The organism is Streptomyces sp. CBMA29, assembly GCF_014596445.1.
Taxonomy (GTDB): Bacteria; Actinomycetota; Actinomycetes; order Streptomycetales; family Streptomycetaceae; genus Actinacidiphila.
Window position 1 is genome coordinate 1 of sequence record NZ_MECL01000171.1, and the last position, 21549, is coordinate 21549.

The window sequence follows — 21549 nt, forward strand, 5'->3', positions numbered from 1 at the left end:
CGTCGCCCTCGACGCCCTCCCCGGCACCCCCCTCCCCCAGCGCGCCGCCCTCCGCTCCCTCGGCCTCTCCCCCGCCCGCCCCCCGCTCGCCCTGGCCGCCACCGACCCGGCCGCCTACCTCCGCGGCCTCGCCGCCGCGGGCGAGGCCGCCGAACTGACCGCCCCCGGCGGCCTCGGCGACTTCACCTGGCTGGTGACGGAGGTCGGCGTGACCGGCGTCCTGGCGGCGGCTGAGGACTCGGCGGACGCACGGGAGCCGCCGGAAGCGCGCTGAGCCCGCGGGCCCGGGACCGCCCGTGGGATACCGGCGGGGAGTCCTGAGAGGATGGGCGGTATGACGGAGACCACGATCGGGGTGGGCGGGGCAGCCGAGGGCACCGACATGGTGCTGAACATCGGGCCGCAGCACCCGTCCACGCATGGGGTGCTGCGCTTGCGGCTGGTGCTGGACGGGGAGCGGATCCGCAGCGCGGAGCCGATCGTCGGGTACATGCACCGGGGCGCGGAGAAGCTGTTCGAGGCGCGGGACTACCGGCAGATCGTGATGCTGGCGAACCGGCACGACTGGCTGTCGGCGTTCGCGAACGAGCTGGGTGTGGTGCTGTCGGTCGAGCGGATGCTCGGCATGGAGGTGCCGGAGCGCGCGGTGTGGACGCGGACGCTGCTCGCGGAGCTGAACCGGGTGCTGAACCACCTGATGTTCCTGGGCTCGTATCCGCTGGAGCTGGGCGGGATCACGCCGATCTTCTACGCCTTCTCCGAGCGGGAGAACCTCCAGCACGTGATGGAGGAGGTCTCCGGCGGCCGGATGCACTACATGTTCAACCGGGTCGGCGGTCTGAAGGAGGACCTGCCCAACGGCTGGCAGGGGCGGGCGCGCCAGGCGGTCGCCGGGGTGCGGTCGCGGATGGGCCGGTTCGACGACCTGGTGCTCGGCAACGAGATCTTCCGCGGCAGGACCCGCGGTGTCGGCGTCCTGTCCCGCGAGGCCGTGCACGCGTACGGCGTCAGCGGGCCGATCGCGCGCGGCTCCGGCGTCGACTTCGACCTGCGGCGGGACGAGCCGTATCTGGCGTACGGGGAGCTGGGCGACACCCTGAAGGTGGTCACCAGGACCGAGGGCGACTGCCTCGCGCGCTTCGAGGTGCTGCTGGAGCAGACGCACAACGCGCTGGACCTCGCGGACGCGTGCCTGGACCGGCTGGCGGAACTGCCGCCGGGGCCGATCAACCAGCGGCTGCCGAAGGTGCTCAAGGCCCCCGAGGGGCACACCTACGCGTGGACCGAGAACCCGCTGGGCATCAACGGCTACTACCTGGTGTCGAAGGGCGAGAAGACGCCGTACCGGCTGAAGCTGCGCTCCGCGTCGTACAACAACATCCAGGCGCTGGCGGTGCTGCTGCCGGGCGCGCTGGTGTCGGACATGGTCGCGATCCTCGGGTCGATGTTCTTCGTGGTCGGCGACGTCGACAAGTAGCGCCGCCGGGCTGTCCGCGCGTCACATCCGGGGTCCCTGATCCGTCAGGAGAGTGACGACACGTGACGGAGGACCGACCGATGAACGCACCCGTGGACGCGCCCATGGACGACGGCACGCACGACGGCAGCAGCAGCGACGGCGCCGACGACAGAGAGCTGCTGGCGGCGCGGTTCGAGGCGAACCGCGCCCATCTGCGGGCCGTGGCCTACCGGATGCTCGGTTCGGCCGACGAGGCGGAGGACGCCGTCCAGGAGGCGTGGCTGCGGCTGAACCGCACCGACGCCTCCGAGGTCCGCAACCTCGGCGGCTGGCTGACCACGGTGGTCGGCCGGGTCTGCCTGGACATGCTGCGCTCGCGCCGCGCCCGCCGCGAGGAGCCGATCACCGCGCCGGACGGATACGAGCACGGATACGCGTACGGGTACGTGGGCGCGGTCACGCTGCCCGCGCCGGGGCCCGAGCAACAGGCCCTGCTGGCGGACTCGGTGGGGCTCGCCCTGCTCGTCGTCCTGGAGACCCTGGACCCGGCGGAACGGCTCGCCTTCGTGCTGCACGACATGTTCGCCGTGCCCTACGACGACATCGCGCCCATCGTGGAGCGCACCCCCGCCGCCGCCCGCCAGCTCGCCAGCCGCGCCCGGCGCCGCGTCCAGGGCGGCACCGCGGTCCGCGACCCCGACCCGGCGCTGCGGCGCGCGGCCGTCGAGGCGTTCCTCGCCGCGGCGCGCGAGGGGGACTTCGACGCGCTCCTCGCGGTTCTCGACCCCGAGGTCACCGTCCGCTCCGACGTCCCCGGGCAGCCCGGTGTCACCTCCACCCGCCGGGGCGCGGCCAACGTCGCGCGCGGCGCGGTCGGTTACGCCGCGATGGCCTCCACGGCGCGGCTGGTGCTGGTCGACGGGCTCGTGGCGGCGGCGGTGGACCTGGACACCGCGGACGCGCGGGTCCTGACCTTCGCGGTCTCGGCGGCGGACGGGCGGATCACGGCCGTCGACATCGTCACCGAGCCGGGGCGGCTGGCCGCGCTGGACGTGCGCCCGCTCGCGTGAATCCCCCGCGCCGTCAGGCCTGGGCGCGCAGTTCCGACATGTCGAGCTGTTCGGTCTCGTCGTGGGCCGTGAGGTCGATGACCTCGGGGCCCGACTCCGCGACGGCCTGGGCGTGTTCCGCGACGGCCTCGTCACCCACGACGTCGTCCAGGTCGTCCAGGTCGTCGAGGCCGGCCACATCGTCCAGCGCGTCCGCCTCGGAGGCGTCCTCCTGGTCCACGTCCGACGCGGGCTTCTGCGTGCCGAAGAAGTCGAAGCCGCCGATGGCCCGGCTGCCGTTGCCGCCGGGGGCGCCCGGCGAGCGCTGGGGCTGCGCGTAGGGCAGGACGGCGGCGGCGACGGCCGGGATGAGGCGGTGTTCGCGGACCGGCAGACCGGCCGGTGACGTGGCGGGCGCGGCGGTACGGGTGTGGCTCTCGTCCTCCGCCGCGTGGCGGCCCTGCGGCTCGTCCCCGGGGCCCGCGGTGTCGCGGCGGCGGGCGTCCTCGACGGTGCGCCTGGCCTGCTGGCGGGCGGCGTTGCGGCCGAGGTCCTTCAGCGCCTGCTCGGCCTTGAGGAAGGCGGCGGGGCCGACCGGCGAGGCACCGCCGGTGAGGGCGAGCTGGCGCGGGACGGAGTCCAGTTGGAGCTGGCGGCGGCTCTCCAGCACCTGGGCGCGGTCGCTCTCGGCGGTGGCGTACCGGCGGAGCAGATCGGCGTGCTCGGTGCGGAGCCTGGCCAATTCACCGCGCTTGGCCCGGAGTTTCTTCTCCAGGCGCCCGCGTATCTCGCGGGACTCCTCCAGGTCCGTCTCCAACTCGGCGGCCCGCTCGTCGGTCCGCCACTCCTCGCGGACGCGCGCCGCTTCGAGTTCGGCGACCGTACGGCCGGCGGAGCGGTCCCAGGTGCGGGCGAGTGCGGCGCCCGCGCACGCGGTCAGCGCGGTGGCGACGGTGAGCACCCGGATCACGCCCGTATCGCCGGAGAACAGGGCGGCGGCGGCGAGGACCGCGGCGCTGCCGGCGACGGTCAGCGGCGGCAGCATCCGGTGCAGCGGCTGCGAATGGCGGTGACGTCCACGGGGCATGGCCAGAAATTTAGCGTGTGTGAAGGGATCGTGGGGAGGCGGGTCCCGAATATCTGGGCGGATTCTCACGGCGATTCGTCCGGCGAATACGGAGGGCATTCGGCGCTGCACGATGTGTCCCCCAATGTGCCGTTGGCCAATGCCGTCCTCATGTGCCGCGGCGGCGGCGCCGAGGGCCGCGCGGGCCGCCGCACCGGGCCCTGCGGCCGCCCCCGTTGGGCCCGGCGGCGAGACCCGTGCCGGGCCCGCGCAGGCGATTACGGCGACGCCGATACCCAGGGTCGAGCACCTGGGTCCGACGTCAACTCCGGTTCGCTGAAGGGGTTGTCGGGGTATTCCCCGGCACACTCCGGGAATTTGATCTTGAGCTTCCCCGCGACGGGATCAGTGCCGCGATCGAGCCGCGATCGGTACCGGGATCAGAAAGCGCCTTCGGCTCGTGAGGACGACGACTCCGGCGCCGCGATGTGCGCGATGTGCGCGGTGGGGACCGTCGGGGTGCCGTTCGGCGCGGTGACGGGCAGGCCCGCCGCGCGCCACGCCTGGAAACCGCCGTCCAGGTCGGTGGCCGCGCGCAGCCCGAGGTCCTGGAGGGAGGCGGCGGCGAGCGAGGACGCGTACCCCTCGTTGCAGATCACGACGACGGTCAGGCCGGGGCCCGTGGCCTGCGGGAGGCGGTGGGTGCCCTCGGGGTCCAGCCGCCATTCGAGTTCGTTGCGCTCGACGATGACGGCGCCGGGGATCGTGCCGTCGCGGTCGCGCAGCGCGCCGTAGCGGATGTCGACCAGCAGGGCGCCGTCGTGCTCGGCGGCGCGGGCGGCGGCCTCGGGGTCCAGCCGGGCCAGCCGGGCCCGTACGGCCGCCAGGCGCGCGTCGAGCGAGGTCACCACTCCTCCGGGCGCTCGACCAGCTCCAGGCGCAGCGTGCTGCCCTTGCGGCTGTAGCGGCGGATCAGCGGCAGCGGCGGGTAGTAGGCGTGCACGGAGACGGCGTGCGAGGACGGGGAGCCGTTGGTGACCTGGTGGACGTGGTTGCGGCCGAAGGCGCGGCCGACGCCTTCCGGCAGCACGCGCTTGCGGTCCAGGCCCTCGGCCAGTTCCAGGGAGCGCCAGCCCTCGGAGGGCAGCGGCACGGACAGCGACTGTTCGGTCAGCTCACCGGCGGCGGTGACGAAGACGCCGTACGAGCCGCCGTGGTCGTGCCAGCCGGTCTCGGCGCCGGGCGGCCAGCCGATCAGCCACGCCTCCGCGCCGCCGGGGCCCTCCAGCCGTACCCAGGTGCGGCCTTCGGGGTCGAGCGGCAGATCGCCGACGACGGCGGGGTCGGCGGCCACCTTGCGGGCGAAGTCGAGCAGATCGGCGGCGGTGGGCGCGGCGGGAGCGGTCGAGGGCGCGGTGGAGACGACGCCGGAGTAACCAGTAGAGGAGGCAGTAGAGGCAGAGGAGGCAGCGGCGGCGGGTTCGGACGAGGGAGCAGCGGAATTCAAGGGACACCACCCGGGGATACGCCGCGTCAGCGGGCAGCGGGGGCGTGCGTACGAGAGATCCCTTGAGGATGAAGCGTGCCGGGTTCGTACGAAAATCAGGCCGGGGCTGCGGCTACGACGCGAAAGATGAACGAAGGACGTCGGAGGCGCGCGTCAGCGCGCGGTCGTACAGATGCAGCCCGCGTACCGGACGAGGTCCAGGTGGACCTTCCGGTGCAGATGCCATCCGGGTTCGCTCACGTAGCGGACTGAACCATGCCACCCGCCCACCGGTCAAGCGGAACGTCCGAGGGGTGGTGTCGGCCCCGGAACGGCAGGGACCACGGGTGTCGGATACGTCTCAGGATGCGGGATTTGCGGCCGGGCGGCGGCCCGGGGGCCGGTCAGCGGCGGTGCGGGGTCGTCCCGTGCGGCACCGTGTCGTCGTCCTCGGGGAGGCGGCAGACCCGCTCCAGGAAGATCGCGGCGGCGATCACCGCGACCCCGGCGACGGCGGCCAGGCCCGCGTAGATGGCCTGCTGGCGGCGCGGGTCCATGTCGAGGTCGTACATCACCAGGTAGAGCCCGGTGCCCGCGTACATGCCGACGACGAGGGCCGCGACCAGGGCGCTGGCCTGGCCGAAGACGACCGCGCGGGCGGCGGCCAGCGGGTCTACGCCCTTGGCGCCGGGGTGCCGTTCGCGCTGCGCCTTGAGCCGGGCGCGCAGCGACAGCGCGGTGGCCAGGAGCGCGACGGCGATCAGCGCGAGCACGATCGGCGCGGCGACCGGCACGCCCGGCAGCGTCCCGACGTGGTCCCACAGCCGCGCGGCGGCCCATGAGAGCACGCCCGCCACCGCGAAGAGCCCCGCCAGCGTCCTGATCCGCAGCGTCCTCACCGAGTGCCCGCCTCCACTTTCTGTGCAGTCCGCCTGTAAGCGCTCCCGCGCCCGCCTGTGGCGGATGCGCGGTACGCAGGTCCCAACGTTTATTCGGGCAGCCGGAGTTCCACGTCCGTGCGCCGTCGCACCCCCGCGGAACCGACCGCCTCGATCAGTTCCGCGACCGTGCCCTGCCCCGGCAGTTCGGCCGCCGGGTCCACGTCGTACCACGGCACGAGCACGAAGGCACGCTCGTGGGCGCGCGGGTGCGGAAGTGTCAGCGCCGGGTCGTCGGAGGCCGCGTCCTGGTACGCGATGATGTCGACGTCGATGGTGCGCGGCCCCCAGCGCTCGGTGCGCACCCGCAGGTACGCCTCCTCGATGGCCTGGGCGCGCTCCAGCAGCGACTCGGGCGGCAGCGTGGTGCGCACCAGCGCCACCGCGTTGAAGTACGTGGCCTGGGAGCCCTCGGGGACGCCCCAGGGCTCGGTCTCGTACACGTGCGAGACGGCCTTGACCCGGACGCCGGGGGTGTCCTCCAGCGCGTCGACCGCGCCTTGCAGGGTCTCCAGCCGGTTGCCGAGGTTGCCGCCGAGGGCGATCACCGCGGTCTTGGGGTTGTTCAGGGTGAAGTCCGCCGCGTCGACCTGCGCGACCACGGCGGCCGGTACGGGCTGCACGGTCGGGTCGGACGCGGGCGGGTGGACGTGCTCCTGACGGGGGGAGTTCACGGGCGCCTCCGGGTGATGGTCACGGTCACGTCGTCGAAGGGCACGGTGATCGGCGCGTCCGGTTTGTGCACGGTCACCTCGACCTCTTGCACGACGTCGTGCGCCAGGCACGTGTCGGCGATGCGCTGGGCGAGGGTTTCGATGAGGTCGACCGGTTCGCCGGAGACGACGGCCGTGACCTCTTCGGCGACCACACCGTAATGCACGGTTCTGGTGAGGTCGTCACCGGCCGCCGCGGGGGCCGTGTCGAGGCCCAGCACGAGATCCACGACGAAGACCTGGCCGTCCTCGCGCTCGTGCTCGAACACACCGTGGTGGCCCAGGGCCTTCAGGCCCCGCAGCGTGACACGATCCACGAACTTCTCTCCCGCCGGTCGGTCGGACGGCCGCCGTCCGGGGTGTCCGGGACGGCGGCGGACGGGGCGTACCGCCCCGTCGTCTGCTCCGAATCTACCGTCGGTCACCGACAGGGCCGGTCACGGGCGGCCCGCGGTCACGCTCCCGCCGTCCCGTCGAAGCCCTCGTCGTCCAGCAGATCCTCGCCAGGACCGCCAGGACCGCCAGATCCGCCGGGGCCCTCGCCGTCCTCGTCGTCCGCACCGTCCTCGTCGTCTTCCTCGGCGAGTACCGGCGAGCCGTGGTGGACCCACATCCGCCAGCCGTCGGCGGTGCGGCGGAAGACGTTGGTGGCCACCACCAGGCCGCCGACGAGCGAGCCCGCGGAGCCGTCCTCCTCGGCGGGGCCGCCGGTCAGGATGTTCTCGGTGCAGGTGACCACCGCGCTGTCGCCGTCGACGGCGACCTCCACATCGGTCAGGAAGAACTGGATGTAGTCCGTGTTGGCCATGATCAGCGCGTACGACCGCATGACCTCACGCCGTCCGCGCAGCACCGGCCAGCCCGGGTGCACGACGGCCACCGACTCGGCCAGCGGCCCGTCCAGGACCACCGCCTCCAGCGCGTCCAGGTCCGAGGTCTCCACGGCGTCGTAGAACGCCTGGTTGGCCCGCTCGACGGCGCGGGCCTCCGCGGTGCGCGGCGTCATGCGCGGGCCCCCGCGGTCTCGATGGCGTGGGCGACGCGGACGGCGTCGGCGCTGGCGTGCACCTCGTGGACGCGGACCGCCCAGGCGCCCTCGCGGGCGGCGATGGCGGTGACGGCCGCGGTGGCCGCGTCGCGTTCCCTGGCGGGCGGCGGTTCGCCGTTGTCACCGGCCAGGATGCGGCCCAGGAACCGCTTGCGGGAGGCGGCGACCAGCAGCGGGCGGCCCAGTTCGCGCAGCGCGCGCAGGTGGGCCAGCAGCGTCAGGTCGTGGTCCGCGGTCTTCGCGAAGCCCAGGCCCGGGTCGAGGATCACCAGGCCGGGGTCGATACCGCCGGCCACCGCCCGGTCCAGGCCCGCGCGCAGTTCGGTGACGACCTCGCCGAGCACGTTGGTGTAGACGGCCCGGTTGTTCATGTCGATGCTCTGGCCGCGCCAGTGCATGACGACGAACGGCACTCCGGCGGCGGCGACCGCGGGGACCATCGCGGGGTCGGCGAGGCCGCCGCTCACGTCGTTGACCAGCCGGGCGCCCGCGGCGACCGCCTGCTCGGCGACCGAGCCGCGCATCGTGTCGACGCTCACCAGCACCCCGGCCGCGGCCAGCTCCCGCACCACCGGCACGACCCGGCGCAGCTCCTCCGCCTCGTCGACCCGCTTGGCGCCGGGCCGGGTGGACTCGCCGCCCACGTCGACCATGTCGGCGCCCTGCGCCACGAGATCGAGGCCGTGCTTGACAGCCAGTTCCGGGTCGAACCACCGCCCGCCGTCGGAGAACGAGTCGGGCGTGACGTTCACCACGCCCATGACCGCGCAGCGGTCCCACTCCGGCAGTCCGACGGGCCTGACGCGGCCCAGCAACGTACTCATGCGCCCAGCGTAGGGGCTACGCGTCAAGCGACCGCACTCCGCTCGGTCGCGTCCACCGCCGTCGCGTAGCCGGGCTTGTGCCGGTGCGGGGGGCGGGTGGCGCGACCGGGCAGGAAACGCTGGACGGCGTCGGGCAGCGGCAGGGACAGCGTGACGAAGCCCTCGGCCTGCATGATGGCGAAGCCGATCCTGGGCAGGTCACGGGAGTTGGGGAAGACCAGGAAGCGCGGCACCCACTCGGGCTGGAACTTCGCGTTGAACTTGTACAGCGACTCGATCTGGAACCAGCGGGACAGGAAGACCAGCAGACCGCGCCAGCCGCGCAGCACCGGGCCCGCGCCGATCCGCTCGCCGCGGGCCAGCGCGGAGCGGAACATCGCGAAGTTCAGCGACACGCGGGCGATCCCGAGGGCGGGCGCCTCCTGGAGCGCGGCGACGATCAGCAGTTCGTTCAGGCCGGGGTCGGCGGCCCGGTCGCGGCGCATCAGCTCCAGGGACATGCCGTCCGCTCCCCAGGGCACGAAGTGCAGCACGGCCCGCAGGTCGCCCAGTTCGGGGTGCGGGGCGCCGGGCTCGCGGTCCTTGTGCGCGGTGACGACCACGCAGTCCCCGTCCAGCTCCTCGCCGAAACGCCCGAGCGCCATGGAGAAGCCGCGCTCGGTGTCGGTGCCGCGCCAGGCGTCCGCGGCCAGCCGTACCCGGTGCTTCTCGTCCTCGTCGAGGTCCCGCACCCGGCGTACCCGGCACACGTATCCGGACCGCTCGATGCGCTTGACCATCTGGCGGACATTGCGCATGGCGCGGCCCTGGAGGGTGAAGGCGGAGGTGGTGACGATCGCCTCGTCGCCCAGCTCCAGGGCGTCCAGGCCGGTCTCGCGGGTCCACACCTCGCCGCCGGTCTCGCTGCACCCGACGACGGCGGGCAGCCAGGCGTGCGCGCGGGCCAGTTCCATGTACTGCTCGATGGCGCCGGGCCACGCCTCGACGTCGCCGATCGGGTCGCCGCTGGCGAGCATGACGCCGGACACCACGCGGTAGCAGACGGCGGCCTTGCCGCTGGGCGAGAAGACCACGGACTTGTCGCGGCGCAGCGCGAAGTGGCCGAGCGAGTCGCGGGCGCCGTGCCGGGCCAGCAGCGCGCGCAGCCGGTCCTCGTCGGCCTCGCTCAGCTCGGCGACCGGGCGTCCGGGGCGCAGCGCGAGGTAGGCGGTGGAGATCGCGATGAGCAGGCCGAGGCCGCCCAGCGAGTAGCCGACCAGGTCGTTGACCCGGTCGCTGGTGTACGTGACGGGCCCCTCGAAGCCGAACAGGCCGAGCAGGACGTGCTCGCAGCGGTCGAGGAAGCCGGGGTCGCCGCGCTCGGAGGACGGGTGGGCGCTGGTGATGACCAGACCGAGGGAGAAGGCGACGGTGCTGAGGCCGACGAAGTTCAGCAGGGCCCGCCAGCGGGTGCGCGGGTCGGACAGCGCGGTGAACTCGTCGCGGTAGGAGATCAGCACCCACAGCAGGCCGAGCGAGACCAGCGCGCCGAAGATCGAGTGCCGGTAGACGAGCTGGGTGGCCGCGCCGACCGGCAGCAGCACGACGGCCGCCCACCAGGCGCGGACCTTGCCGCGCTTGAGCGCGTGCGCGAGCATCAGCAGCAGGACGCCGGTGACGACCGCGGTGGCGGCGGCGAGCGAGCTGACGGTGCCGGGGAAGACCGCGGCCATGTGGTGCATCCGGCCGTTGCGGAAGGCCGGGAAGACCGCGGAGACCACGTCCAGCAGCCCGATGACCGCGGCGGCGCTGCCGATGATCCCCGGGACGGCGGAAGGTCGCAGCCGCCAGCGGCGCGAACGCGGGGCACAGGCACGGTCAGCGGACATGCTTCACCAGGGTCCAGTACGAGCGAGTGAGTGGCGCCCAGTAGGACGCGAAACCCTGTCTATGGGTTCCTTCGCGGGCAACGCAACTGTGACAGCTACGGCGCGTCTACGTAACAGCTACGGCGGCTCCGTACCTCACCGTGCCTACCGGGCCCGCGAGGCCCGTACCCGTACCCGCGCCCGTACCCGTACCCACGCCGGTGCCCGCGTGCCCCCGTGCGTGCCTCCGCCCGTCAGCCGCGGCCGAGGATCAGGCTCATCGCCTCCGCGCGGGTCGCGGGGTCGCGGAGCTGGCCGCGCACGGCGGAGGTGATGGTCTTGGCGCCCTGCTTGCGGACCCCGCGCATCGTCATGCACATGTGCTCGCACTCGATGACCACGATCACTCCGCGCGGCTCCAGGATGCGCATCAGGGCGTCGGCGACCTGCGTGGTCAGCCGCTCCTGCACCTGCGGGCGGCGGGCGTACACGTCGACCAGCCGGGCCAGCTTGGACAGGCCGGTGATCTTGCCGCTGACGGCCGGGATGTAGCCGACGTGCGCGACGCCGACGAACGGCACCAGGTGGTGTTCGCAGGACGACATCACCTCGATGTCCTTCACCAGCACCATCTCGTCGTGCCCGAGGTCGAAGGTGGTGGTCAGCACGTCCTCCGGCGTCTGCCAGAGCCCGGCGAATATCTCCTTGTACGCGCGCGCCACCCGCGCCGGGGTCTCCCGCAGGCCCTCCCGGTCGGGGTCCTCGCCGACCGCGTACAGCAGCTCGCGCACCGCGGCCTCGGCCCGCTTCTCGTCGAACTCGCCGATCGAACCCTCGCCGTCGATCGTCACGGGGTCGGTCATGATGCCTCGTTCCTCCGAAGTTCGGCCGACGTTCGGCGAAGTGGGAAAGCCGGTCCAAAAACGGCAATGGCCCCAAGGTTAAAACCCTGGGGCCACTGCCTGCATTCCGGGCCAGGCCCGGACTGCCTGTTCTCGTACCTGACCGGCTCGCGCCGGTCAGCTCTCCGGCGTGCCGTCCTCGGGACGGTCGACCGGCTCCGCGACGGGCTTGGTCGTGCTGACCGAACCCGTCGTGATGCCGTTGGCCGGCTGCGAGCCGTTGGTCAGTGCCAGCTCCTTGGGAGAGAGCACCGGCGGACGGGTGGACGGCGTACGACGGGCGGAGCCCGTCCAGGCCGGACGCGGGGGACGCCTGACGATCGGAGCGAAGATCTCGGCGATCTGCTCCTTGTTCAGGGTCTCCTTCTCCAGCAGGTTCAGAACGAGGTTGTCCAGGACGTCCCGGTTCTCGACCAGGATCTCCCACGCCTCGTTGTGCGCCGTCTCGATGAGCTTCTTCACTTCCTCGTCCACCAGCCCGGCGACCTCTTCCGAGTAGTCGCGCTGGTGACCCATCTCACGGCCGAGGAACGGCTCCGAGTCGCTGGAACCGAACTTGATCGCGCCCAGCCGCTCGGTCATGCCGTACTGCGTGACCATGGCACGGGCGGTCGCGGTGGCCTTCTCGATGTCGTTCGACGCGCCGGTGGTCGGGTCGTGGAAGACCAGTTCCTCCGCCGCCCGGCCGCCCATCATGTAGGCGAGCTGGTCGAGCATCTCATTGCGCGTCGTGGAGTACTTGTCCTCGTCGGGCAGCACCATCGTGTAGCCCAGCGCACGGCCGCGGGACAGGATCGTCACCTTGTGGACCGGGTCGGAATTCGGTGAAGCCGCCGCGACCAGGGCGTGTCCGCCCTCGTGGTACGCGGTGATCTTCTTCTCCTTGTCCGACATGATCCGGGTGCGCTTCTGCGGACCGGCCACGACGCGGTCGATGGCCTCGTCGAGGATGAGGTTGTCGATCACCTTCTTGTTGCTGCGCGCGGTCAGCAGCGCCGCCTCGTTGAGCACATTGCTCAGGTCGGCGCCGGTGAAGCCGGGAGTGCGGCGGGCGACGGCCATGAGGTCGACGTCCGGTGCGACCGGCTTGCCCTTCTGGTGCACGCTGAGGATCTGCGCGCGGCCCTGGAGGTCCGGCGGGTCGACCGCGATCTGCCGGTCGAAACGGCCGGGACGCAGCAGCGCCGGGTCCAGGATGTCGGGCCGGTTCGTGGCGGCGATGAGGATCACGCCGCCCTTCACGTCGAAGCCGTCCATCTCGACCAGGAGCTGGTTGAGGGTCTGCTCGCGCTCGTCGTGACCGCCGCCCAGACCCGCGCCGCGGTGCCGGCCGACGGCGTCGATCTCGTCGACGAAGACGATGGCCGGGGCGTTCGCCTTGGCCTGCTCGAACAGGTCGCGGACGCGGCTGGCGCCGACACCCACGAACATCTCGACGAAGTCGGAGCCGGAGATCGAGTAGAACGGCACGCCCGCCTCACCCGCGACAGCGCGGGCCAGCAGGGTCTTGCCGGTACCCGGACGGCCGTACAGCAGCACGCCCTTGGGGATCTTGGCGCCGACGGCCTGGAACTTCGCGGGCTCCTGGAGGAATTCCTTGATCTCCTGGAGCTCCTCCACCGCCTCGTCACAGCCGGCCACGTCGGCGAACGTCGTCTTCGGCGTGTCCTTGGTGATCAGCTTCGCCTTGGACTTGCCGAACTGCATGACGCGCGAGCCGCCGCCCTGCATCTGGTTCATCAGGAACAGGAAGACCACGACGATGAGGACGAACGGGAGCAGCGACAGCAGAATGCCGACGAAAGCGTTCTGCTTCGACGGCGAGACGGTGTAACCGTCGGGAAGGGTGGTCCCCTTCACCTTGCCGTCGACGATGTTCTGCAGCTCCGCGGCGATGGCCGAGCCCTGGTTGCCGATGTAGCTGGCCCGGACCTTGGAACTGCCCTCGACCTTGGATCCGTCCCTGAGCTGGATCTTGATGGAGTTGTCGTCGCCTGTCGTCAGCTCGGCGGACTTGGCCTGGTTTGATTCGATCGCATGTAGAACCTCGCCGGTATCCACCGTCTTGTAGCCGCCGCCGGACCCGACGACCTGCATCAACACGACCACGGCGAGGACAGCCAGCACGATCCACATGACTGGCCCACGGAAATAGCGCTTCACGTCCATCCATGCGGGGCGAAGTCGCCCCGTCCCTCCTGCCACAGTGAGGCACCGCCGCCTGCTGGCCGCGCGTGCATGCCGGTGTATGACCCGACCTTCGGACGGTACCCCAGCATTGTCACCCGAGGTTGCCGCCGACCGTTAACAATCCCGCCTTCCCCTGCTCCAACGGCGGGAATCCGACTGGGGTTCCCGGGGCCGAACGGGGTGTGGCCGACGTCATGAGTGTGCCGTGCCGGACCACCGGCGGCGGGCCGACGGGAGTCAGCCACCGTATACGTGCGGGGCGAGTGTGCCCACGAACGGGAGATTGCGGTACTTCTCCGCATAGTCCAGGCCGTATCCGACCACGAACTCGTTGGGGATGTCGAACCCGGTGTACTTCACGTCGAGCTGGACCTTGGCCGCCTCGGGCTTGCGCAGCAGCGTGCAGACCTCCAGGGAGGCAGGGCCGCGCGAGCCCAGGTTGCTGATCAGCCAGGACAGCGTCAGCCCGGAGTCGATGATGTCCTCGACGATCAGGACGTCACGGCCCGCGATGTCGGTGTCCAGGTCCTTGAGGATGCGCACCACACCCGAGGACTTGGTGCCGGCGCCGTAGGAGGACACCGCCATCCAGTCCATCGTCACGTTGCTCGACAGCGCCCGTGCGAGGTCCGCCATCACCATCACGGCGCCCTTGAGGACACCGACGATCAGCAGGTCCTTGCCCGCGTAGTCCCGGTCGATCTGCGCGGCGAGCTCGGTGAGCTTCGCGTCGATCTCTGGCTTGGAGATGAGCACTTTCTCAAGATCGGCGCCCATGTCGTTCTCGTTCACTGCGCGGTATGTCCCTCAAGTAGTCGGCTCCCGGGTCGCTGGGCGACGGCAGCTCTACGACGGCGAGAACACCAGTCTGCCATTGGCCCTGAGAACGGCGACGCCGCCCGGCAGGTTGAGGGCTTTCTGCCCGTGCCACCCGGTGACCAGGCGGTCGACCTCCTCGATGTGCCGGGCGAAGAGGAAGCCGGGGGGCGAGCCCGCGGCGATGGCCGCGCGGCGCAGGACGCGGCGGCGTACGGCGGCGGGCAGGCCGTGCAGCCGCAGCGCGTCCAGGCTGCCGTCGTCGCCCGCCGCGCCGGCCTCGGCGTCCGCGGCCCACTGGTCCAGCGCGTCGGCGTCGTCCCTGGAGAGCTGCGCGGTGCGGGCCAGCGCCTCGACGACGCCTTTGCCGAGGGACTTCTCCAGGACGGGCAGGGCTTCGTGTCTGACGCGGGAGCGGGTGTACGCGGGGTCGTGGTTGTGCGGGTCCTCCCACACGGTGATGCCCTGGGCGAGGCAGCCCTTGCGTACGGTGTCGCGGTCCAGCAGCAGGAAGGGGCGCCGGTAGCGGCCGCCGGTGCCGGAGACCGCGGCCATCCCGGCCAGTGAGCGGGTGCCGGAGCCGCGGGCGAGGCCCAGGAGCACCGTTTCTGCCTGGTCGTCACGTGTGTGGCCGAGCAGGACGGCGGCGGCGGCGTGCGATTCGGCGGCGGAGTCGAGCGCCGCGTACCGGGCGTCTCTGGCGGCGGCTTCGGGCCCGCCCTGGCGGCCGACGGTGACGCCGATCGCGTCGACCGGGTCGAGGCCGAGGCCGCGCAGCCGCCCGGCGACCTCTTGGGCGCGGCCGGCGGAGCCCGCCTGGAGGCCGTGGTCGACGGTGACGGCTCCGGCGCGCACGCCGAGCCGGGGTGCTTCGAAAGCGAGGGCGGCGGCCAGCGCCATGGAGTCGGCTCCGCCGCTGCACGCGGCGAGCACCAACGGGTGCGGGTCGGTGGACGCGGTGAGGACGTCGTGCAGGACGCGGCGGACCGCCAGGCGTATCGCCGCGACCGTGGGGTGGGGTCCCATGTCCGGTTTCCCTCCTGAGGAGGCTATGGGGAAAGCGCCGAAGTGACGCAGGGTATCCAGATGGTGACAGAAGCTCGGGGCTTACCCGAGCATCGCACGCGCTACCCTGCGCCTACGGTCCCTCGGACGGGTGAACCCGAGGGCGGACACGGCCTTCATGAGCGGTTACGGCCTCACGATTCGCTACGGCTGTGCACCCGCGCGACCCACTCGGCGGGTTTGGCGATCTCCGCCTTGGTGGGCAGCGTGTTGGGCGAGGTCCACACCCGGTTGAAGCCGTCCATGCCGACCTCGTCGACGACCGCCCGGACGAAGCGCTCGCCGTCGCGGTACTGGCGGAGCTTGGCGTCCAGGCCGAGGAGCTTGCGCAGCGCCTGGTCCAGGCGGCCCGCGCCGCTCGCCCTGCGCTGGCTGAACTTCTCCCGGATCTCGGCGACGGTCGCCACGACCTCGGGCCCCACACCGTCCATCACGTAATCCGCGTGGCCTTCGAGCAGCGACATCACGGCGGTCAGCCGGGCCAGGATCTCCCGCTGGGACGGGGTCTGCACCAGGTCGACCAGGCTGCGGTCGTCGTCCGCCGCGTCGGCCGCGTCGGTCTCCTTGCCGCCGCCGGAGCCGGTGAAGGACTGCACCGCCTCCCTGACCCGCTCGATCACCGTCGAGGCGTCCAGTTCGGTCTCGCCGAGGAACGCCTGGATCTCGCCCTCGATGTGGTCGCGCAGCCACGGCACCGCGGAGAACTGGGTGCGGTGCGTCTCCTCGTGCAGACACACCCACAGGCGGAAGTCGTGCGGATCGACGTCCAGCTCGCGCTCGACGTGCACGATGTTCGGCGCGACCAGCAGCAGCCGTCCGGCGCGGGACTCGCCGGGGCCCGGCTTGACCGGTCCCGCGGGCATGTCGCGGCTCGGCGGCGCGAAGGTCTCGTACTGGCCGAGCACCCGCGAGGACAGGAAGCTCAGCAGCATGCCGACCTCGACGCCGGTCACCTTGCCGCCGACCGTGCCGAGCACGACACCGCCGGGGCCGCCGGGGCGGCGCGCCTGCATCTTCCCGAGCAGGGGCTTCATCACCTCCCGGAACCCGGCCACGTTGGCCTTCACCCAGCCCGCCCGGTCCACGATGAGCACCGGCGTGCCGTGCGGTGGCGCCTCCGCGTCCCCGTACATCCGGGTGAACTCCCTGACGTGCGCCTCCGACTCCTGCGCGTGCGCCCGCAGCTCCGCCACGATGGCCCGAGCCTCGTCCCGGCTCACCTCAGGCCCCGGCCGCGTCAACCGCTGCGCGGTCGCCACGGCGAGGTTCCAGTCGACCATCTCGCTTCCACCGATGCTCGTCATGCCTTCACGGTACGTTGCCGCTCCCGCTTTGGGCTCCCCCGCCAACAGGTTCCCCTCCGGCTCACGCCGCCTCACACGCCAGCGGAGCTGTTTCTGCCTCTGGTTTTGCCTCTGGAAGCACCGATTCAGCCCGTCCGGCGTTTGAGGACATCGGGGACGCGGGCTAGGGGTGGGTGGTGAGGGCGGCGGCGAGGTGGTCGAGGGCTTTCTGCGCGCCGTCAGGCGAATCGGTGCCGTGGGTGAGGAACGCGAAGGCGAGGAGCCGCCCCGTGGGGGACACGGCGGTGCCGGCGATCGTGTTGGTCCCGGTGAGCGTCCCGGTCTTGGCGTGGACCACCCCGGCACCCGCACCGCCCCGGAAGCGGTCGGCGAGCGTGCCGGTGAATCCGGCGACCGGCAGCCCGGTCAGAACGGACCGCATCTCGGGATGCGCGGGACTCGCCGCGAGCGCGAGGATCCGCGCCAGCGTGGTGGCCGACAGCGCGTCGTCCCCGTCGAGCCCGCTCCCGTCGTGGAAGGCCGCACCGGCGAGCGGCACCCCGAGCCGCCGCAGGGCGTCGGGAATGGCGCCCGCCGCCCCGGCGAAGCTGGCGGGCCGCCCGAGCGCGCGGGCCACATGCCGGGCCAGCGCCTCGGCCACGTCGTTGTCGCTGTCGGTCAGCATCCGCTCCACCAGTTCCGACAGCGGCGCGGACTGATGGGCCGCCAGTCGCGTGCCCCCGCGCCCGCTGGCCGGCGCCGCCTCGCCCTTGACCCTGATCCCCCGGTCCCGCAGCAGGTCCGCGAAGGCGTCGGCGGCCGACTCGGCCGGGTCGTCGGCGCGCTGCGAGGGCCCGCTCGTACTGCGGTCGAGCCGCCCCTCGCGGACCATGAGCGCGGTGACCGGCGCGAGGTTCTCGTTGGGCCCGATGGGGTGGAGCGCGGTGCCGCTGAAGAGCGACGTGTCGTAGCCGAGCCGTACGGACGTCGTGCCGCGCGCCGTGAGCGCGGCGGCGGTGTCGTCGGCGAGCCCGCCGAGTTCGAGGGTCGGGTCGCCGCCGCCGACCAGGACGACCCGGCCGGCCGCGGTGACCACCACGGTCGTGGTCAGGCGGCGGCCGGGCCCGAGCGTGCCGAGCGCGGCCGTCGCGGTGGCGAGCTTGGTGGTGGAGGCGGGGGTGGACGGCGTGCCGGCCCGGTGGTCGTACAGGACGGTCCCGGTGGCCACGTCGATGACGGTCCCGGTGCGTACGGCGCCGAGCCCGTCGGCGTTCATCAGGGGGTCGAGGAGGGCCTTGAGGGCGGCCGGGTCCGGCGGCGTACCGGCGGTCGAGCCCTTGCCCGTACCGGGTGCGGCGGCGGGCACCGGGGCCAGTACGGGCGCGGCGGACGGCGCGGGCGGGGTGACGGTCGGCGTCGGCGCGGGCGAACGCGGCGCGGAGTGCGGTCCGGTGGCGGAGAGCACACGGTCCCGGTCGGCCGCGTGCCCGCGCTCGGCCGTACGCTGGCCTGCGTCCCACGGGCCCGCCGCGGCCACCGCCCCGGCCGCCACCGCCAGACCTATCGCGGCCGACCCCGCCACGACCTGCCACGTCCTGCCGTGCGGCACCCCCGACCAGCCCCTTTCGCGACCACCCACATGCGTGGGAGACACTTAATCACCCGCAGTATGCGCTGATCATGGAGGAGTAGGGCCTTGGAGTTCGACGTCACGATCGAGATCCCGAAGGGTTCGCGGAACAAGTACGAGGTGGACCACGAGACCGGTCGTATCCGCCTGGACCGCAGGCTCTTCACCTCGACCAGTTACCCGGCCGACTACGGCTTCATCGAGAACACCCTCGGCCAGGACGGCGACCCGCTGGACGCGCTGGTCATCCTGGACGAGCCGACCTTCCCCGGCTGCCTCATCACGTGCCGGGCGATCGGCATGTTCCGTATGACGGACGAGGCCGGCGGCGACGACAAGGTGCTGTGCGTGCCCGCGTCGGACCCGCGCGTGGAGCACCTGCGTGACATTCACCACGTCAGCGAGTTCGACCGGCTGGAGATCCAGCACTTCTTCGAGGTCTACAAGGACCTTGAGCCCGGCAAGTCCGTCGAGGGCGCCAACTGGGTCGGCCGCACCGAGGCCGAGACGGAGATCGAGGAGTCCTTCCGCCGTCTGAAGGAGCAGGGGCCGGGCCACTGAAGCCCCGCCGCCCCTGAACGCCGGGCGGCCGGCACGTCGCTGATGACGTGCCGGCCGCCCGGCGTTTTCCGTCCGCGCCCTGTCCGCGTGGGGTCAGAAGCCGCGGGTGCGTTTGGCCGCGCCGCGCGGGGCGGCCGGGCCCGGCGGCTTGAGGACCAGGCGGGCCAGCTCGCCGCCGAGGTTGACGCCGACGGCGATGGCCAGGGCGAGGGCGGCGGCCCGGGTGAGCAGGGTGAACGCCTGGTCGGAGTGGTTGTGGGTGAGGGCGAGCAGCCCGAAGTACGTGGCGGACCCGGGCAGCAGCGGGCCGATCGCGGCGGTGACGTAGGGCAGCACGGACACGTACCGGTAGCGGGCCATCAACTGGCCGAACAGGCCGACGAGTCCGGCCGCGGCGGCGGTGGCCGCGACCTGGTTCCCGCCCGCCTGCTGGTGCAGGACGCCGTAGACCGTCCAGGCGATGCCGCCGTTGAGGGTGACCAGCGGCAGCACACCGCGCTCGCACTGGAGCAGCACCGCGAAGGCGAGGGTCAGCACCATCGCGGCCAGCAGTTGCACCCACGGGTGGTCGTACGCGCGCAGCGCCTGGTCGGGGTTGAGGTCGGCGCCGAGGGTGGTGAAGCCCGCGTAGAGGATGACGGTGACGCCGATGACGATGCCGACGACGAGGTACATCACCTCCAGCAGCCGGGCGGACGCGGTGATGTAGAAGCCGGTGAGGCCGTCCTGGACGGCGGCGACCAGCGCGCGGCCCGGCAGCAGCGCGAAGAGCCCGCCGGTGATCACCGCCGACGCCTGGACGCCGTTGGCGCCGGGAATCCAGTGCGCGTACCGGTCGATGAGGACGCCCATCGCGGCGGCGGGCATCGCCGCCGCCGCGAACTGGTAGAACTCCGGCAGCCCGCGCCCGGCGAGCAGCCACGCGAGCCGGTCGCCGAGCATCGCGGCCAGCGCGGCGGCGGCGAAGATGACCGGACCGCCGCCGACCAGGACGCTGGCCGCGCCCGCGAGCAGCCCGGCGGCGCCGGTGAGCGCCCAGGAGCTGTACGGGTGCCGGTTGCGGCGGATCTCGGCGAGCCGGCGGTACGCGTCCTCCAGCGTCGCCTCGTGCGCGGTGATCTCCTCGACGAGCTGGAAGACCGCGGCGAGCCGGGTGTAGTCGGTGCCGCGGCGGCGCACCGTGCGGCTCATGGTCAGCGGCGGGTCGGTGAGCGAGGGCTGGAAGGAGATGCCCAGCAGCGTGAAGGTGACGTTCGGCTCGACGCGGGCCAGTCCGTACGCGTAGCTGACGCCGAGCATCGCCGCCTCGACGTCCTCGGCGCCCTCGCCGCCCGCGAGCAGCAGTTCGCCGATGCGCAGGGTCAGGTCGAGGACGCGCGGTACGGGGACCAGGTGCGCGGTTTCCTGGCGGTCCGCGGGTGTTTCGGGCGCGGGGCGCTCGGTGACGGGGATGCGGACCATGGCCCGCATCCGGTCCTGCCACCGCGCGTCGGTGGGCGGCAGGACGACCATCGGAATGCTCCCGGTGGTGCTGGTGTGGCTTGTCGTGCCCGTCGGCGGGGCGAATGCGCTGCCCGTGACGACCGGGGGGAATGTGGTGCCTGTGGGGGGTGTGAATTCGGAGCGGACCTCGTCCGACTCAGGTTTTCCGTCGTCGGACACCGGTCGTGCTCTCCTTTCCGCAATCCGCGTTTCTGTGAATCCTGTGAAATCTGGGCGTCGCGGGAATCCCGCCGACGCCCCCCGTTCCCCCGTTGTGGCGTCGGTCCCCGCAGGTCAGCGCTTCTGTGCGCGGTGCCTTCCGGCGCTGCGCGGCGCGGCGGGCACCGGCTCGGGGCCGCCCGCGGCCGGACCCGTACCGGCACCCGTACCGTCGCCCGCACCCGGAATCGCGGATTCCTTTTTCGCCTTGCCGCGCGACCGCAGGTATTCGATGCCGATCGGCACCACCGAGAGCAGCACGACCAGGACGAGCATCGCTTCGATGTTCTTGTTCACGAATTCGATCTGGCCGAGCCAGTATCCGAGTACGGTGACACCCGCACCCCACAGCGTCGCGCCGATGAGGTTGAAGGTGACAAAGGTGCGGTAGTTCATTCGGCTGACGCCTGCGACGATTGGGGTGAACGTTCGTACGATGGGCACGAAGCAGGCCATCACGATCGCCTTGGGTCCATGGCGCTCGAAAAAGGCATGTGCCTTCTCGATATTCTCCATCTTGAACAAGCGGGAGTCGGGCCTGTTGAACAGCGAGGGTCCGACCTTGCGGCCGAACAGATATCCCGCCTGTTCGCCGAGCACCGCCGCCACCGCGATCAACGCGGCCACCAGCGCGAGCGGCTGGTGCAGTGTGCCGGTCGCCACCAGCAGACCGGTCGTGAACAGCAGTGAGTCTCCGGGCAGGAAGAAACCGATGAGGAGCCCGGACTCGGCGAACACGATCAGCAGTACGCCCCACAGGCCGTACGTGTTGATCAGATGGTCCGGGTCGAGCCAGCTCGGGCCGAGCGCGATGGTCGTCACGGACCAAAACTATCAATCCAGTGTTGATACAAACGTTCCGCAACCTGCGGTCGGTGCACTACCTTCTCCGCAGCGTCACCCACGCACCACCCTAAGTTTCGCAAGTCTGGCATCTCTCCCCCCACGTGCCCCGTCACCGCGTCCGACCA

General features: G+C 72.0%; 20 protein-coding genes and 1 pseudogene. 4 read left to right on the forward strand and 17 right to left on the reverse strand.

The window, feature by feature from the left end:
• From BGM09_RS22375 to BGM09_RS22385, 3 genes and pseudogenes are all read left to right on the forward strand, one after another.
• Positions 1-274, forward strand: a pseudogene (locus tag BGM09_RS22375) (hypothetical protein); the annotation flags it as partial.
• Between the two features lie 60 nt (positions 275-334).
• A complete protein-coding gene (locus BGM09_RS22380) occupies positions 335-1477 on the forward strand; it encodes an NADH-quinone oxidoreductase subunit D (protein WP_411158355.1) in 1143 nt (380 codons plus the stop codon).
• Between the two features lie 104 nt (positions 1478-1581).
• Positions 1582-2529, forward strand: a complete 948-nt coding sequence (locus BGM09_RS22385) for a sigma-70 family RNA polymerase sigma factor (protein WP_188283497.1) — start codon at positions 1582-1584, stop codon at positions 2527-2529.
• A 13-nt stretch (positions 2530-2542) separates the two neighbouring features.
• On the opposite strand, the gene BGM09_RS22390 is transcribed toward BGM09_RS22385, so the two are convergent.
• From BGM09_RS22390 to dacB, 15 genes are all read right to left on the reverse strand, one after another.
• Positions 2543-3595 carry a hypothetical protein gene (locus BGM09_RS22390; protein WP_188283460.1) on the reverse strand — a complete coding sequence of 351 codons (1053 nt, stop codon included), beginning with the start codon at positions 3593-3595 and terminating at the stop codon, positions 2543-2545.
• A gap of 419 nt (positions 3596-4014) precedes the next feature.
• Positions 4015-4485, reverse strand: a complete 471-nt coding sequence (locus tag BGM09_RS22395; RefSeq protein WP_188283461.1) for a rhodanese-like domain-containing protein — start codon at positions 4483-4485, stop codon at positions 4015-4017.
• Positions 4479-4949, reverse strand: coding sequence for a cysteine dioxygenase (locus BGM09_RS22400; protein ID WP_411158356.1), 471 nt, complete (start codon positions 4947-4949; stop codon positions 4479-4481). The genes BGM09_RS22395 and BGM09_RS22400 overlap by 7 nt, the downstream gene beginning before the upstream one ends.
• 515 nt (positions 4950-5464) lie before the next feature.
• Complete coding sequence (locus BGM09_RS22405) at positions 5465-5959, reverse strand: DUF3180 domain-containing protein (RefSeq protein ID WP_188283463.1); 495 nt, start codon at positions 5957-5959, stop codon at positions 5465-5467.
• A gap of 89 nt (positions 5960-6048) precedes the next feature.
• Positions 6049-6672 carry a 2-amino-4-hydroxy-6-hydroxymethyldihydropteridine diphosphokinase gene (gene folK, locus BGM09_RS22410; protein WP_317452835.1) on the reverse strand — a complete coding sequence of 208 codons (624 nt, stop codon included), beginning with the start codon at positions 6670-6672 and terminating at the stop codon, positions 6049-6051.
• Positions 6669-7028, reverse strand: a complete 360-nt coding sequence (gene folB, locus BGM09_RS22415) for a dihydroneopterin aldolase (protein WP_188283465.1) — start codon at positions 7026-7028, stop codon at positions 6669-6671. Before folB ends, folK begins: the two co-directional genes overlap by 4 nt.
• 137 nt (positions 7029-7165) lie before the next feature.
• Positions 7166-7717, reverse strand: coding sequence for a nuclear transport factor 2 family protein (locus BGM09_RS22420; RefSeq protein WP_188283466.1), 552 nt, complete (start codon positions 7715-7717; stop codon positions 7166-7168).
• Positions 7714-8583 carry a dihydropteroate synthase gene (folP, locus tag BGM09_RS22425; RefSeq protein WP_188283467.1) on the reverse strand — a complete coding sequence of 290 codons (870 nt, stop codon included), beginning with the start codon at positions 8581-8583 and terminating at the stop codon, positions 7714-7716. The genes BGM09_RS22420 and folP overlap by 4 nt, the downstream gene beginning before the upstream one ends.
• A 23-nt stretch (positions 8584-8606) precedes the next feature.
• Entirely contained in the window at positions 8607-10451 is a 1845-nt protein-coding gene (locus BGM09_RS22430; protein WP_188283468.1) for a phosphatidylglycerol lysyltransferase domain-containing protein, read from the reverse strand.
• Positions 10452-10684: 233 nt separating this feature from the next.
• Entirely contained in the window at positions 10685-11293 is a 609-nt protein-coding gene (gene folE, locus BGM09_RS22435) for a GTP cyclohydrolase I FolE (protein ID WP_188283469.1), read from the reverse strand.
• Positions 11294-11449: 156 nt separating this feature from the next.
• Complete coding sequence (gene ftsH, locus BGM09_RS22440) at positions 11450-13501, reverse strand: ATP-dependent zinc metalloprotease FtsH (protein WP_188283470.1); 2052 nt, start codon at positions 13499-13501, stop codon at positions 11450-11452.
• Between the two features lie 258 nt (positions 13502-13759).
• Positions 13760-14314: a hypoxanthine phosphoribosyltransferase gene (hpt, locus tag BGM09_RS22445; RefSeq protein ID WP_317452836.1), complete on the reverse strand. Its 555-nt coding sequence runs from the start codon at positions 14312-14314 to the stop codon at positions 13760-13762.
• Positions 14315-14368: 54 nt separating this feature from the next.
• Complete coding sequence (gene tilS, locus BGM09_RS22450; protein ID WP_188283471.1) at positions 14369-15364, reverse strand: tRNA lysidine(34) synthetase TilS; 996 nt, start codon at positions 15362-15364, stop codon at positions 14369-14371.
• Between the two features lie 173 nt (positions 15365-15537).
• The gene (locus tag BGM09_RS22455) at positions 15538-16707 is read right to left on the reverse strand and encodes a zinc-dependent metalloprotease (RefSeq protein WP_188283472.1); all 1170 of its coding nucleotides are present in this window, start codon (positions 16705-16707) and stop codon (positions 15538-15540) included.
• A 163-nt stretch (positions 16708-16870) separates the two neighbouring features.
• Positions 16871-18295, reverse strand: coding sequence for a D-alanyl-D-alanine carboxypeptidase/D-alanyl-D-alanine-endopeptidase (dacB, locus tag BGM09_RS22460; RefSeq protein WP_188283473.1), 1425 nt, complete (start codon positions 18293-18295; stop codon positions 16871-16873).
• An 87-nt stretch (positions 18296-18382) separates the two neighbouring features.
• Here dacB and BGM09_RS22465 point away from each other — a divergent pair, with 87 nt between their 5' ends.
• A complete protein-coding gene (locus tag BGM09_RS22465) occupies positions 18383-18877 on the forward strand; it encodes an inorganic diphosphatase (RefSeq protein ID WP_188283474.1) in 495 nt (164 codons plus the stop codon).
• 93 nt (positions 18878-18970) lie between these two features.
• On the opposite strand, the gene BGM09_RS22470 is transcribed toward BGM09_RS22465, so the two are convergent.
• Entirely contained in the window at positions 18971-20539 is a 1569-nt protein-coding gene (locus tag BGM09_RS22470) for a threonine/serine exporter family protein (protein ID WP_317452837.1), read from the reverse strand.
• A gap of 114 nt (positions 20540-20653) precedes the next feature.
• The gene (locus tag BGM09_RS22475; RefSeq protein ID WP_188283475.1) at positions 20654-21400 is read right to left on the reverse strand and encodes a DedA family protein; all 747 of its coding nucleotides are present in this window, start codon (positions 21398-21400) and stop codon (positions 20654-20656) included.
• Positions 21401-21549 lie beyond the last annotated feature (149 nt).

Bases quoted from the DNA above. Each gene is read 5' to 3' on its own strand.
- folE (WP_188283469.1), bottom strand. From the start codon at position 11,293: ATGACCGACCCCGTGACGATCGACGGCGAGGGTTCGATCGGCGAGTTC.
- BGM09_RS22385 (WP_188283497.1), top strand. From the start codon at position 1,582: ATGGACGACGGCACGCACGACGGCAGCAGCAGCGACGGCGCCGACGAC.
- BGM09_RS22380 (WP_411158355.1), top strand. From the start codon at position 335: ATGACGGAGACCACGATCGGGGTGGGCGGGGCAGCCGAGGGCACCGAC.
- BGM09_RS22390 (WP_188283460.1), bottom strand. From the start codon at position 3,595: ATGCCCCGTGGACGTCACCGCCATTCGCAGCCGCTGCACCGGATGCTG.
- BGM09_RS22455 (WP_188283472.1), bottom strand. From the start codon at position 16,707: ATGACGAGCATCGGTGGAAGCGAGATGGTCGACTGGAACCTCGCCGTG.
- tilS (WP_188283471.1), bottom strand. From the start codon at position 15,364: ATGGGACCCCACCCCACGGTCGCGGCGATACGCCTGGCGGTCCGCCGC.
- folP (WP_188283467.1), bottom strand. From the start codon at position 8,583: ATGAGTACGTTGCTGGGCCGCGTCAGGCCCGTCGGACTGCCGGAGTGG.
- BGM09_RS22430 (WP_188283468.1), bottom strand. From the start codon at position 10,451: ATGTCCGCTGACCGTGCCTGTGCCCCGCGTTCGCGCCGCTGGCGGCTG.
- ftsH (WP_188283470.1), bottom strand. From the start codon at position 13,501: ATGGACGTGAAGCGCTATTTCCGTGGGCCAGTCATGTGGATCGTGCTG.
- BGM09_RS22420 (WP_188283466.1), bottom strand. From the start codon at position 7,717: ATGACGCCGCGCACCGCGGAGGCCCGCGCCGTCGAGCGGGCCAACCAG.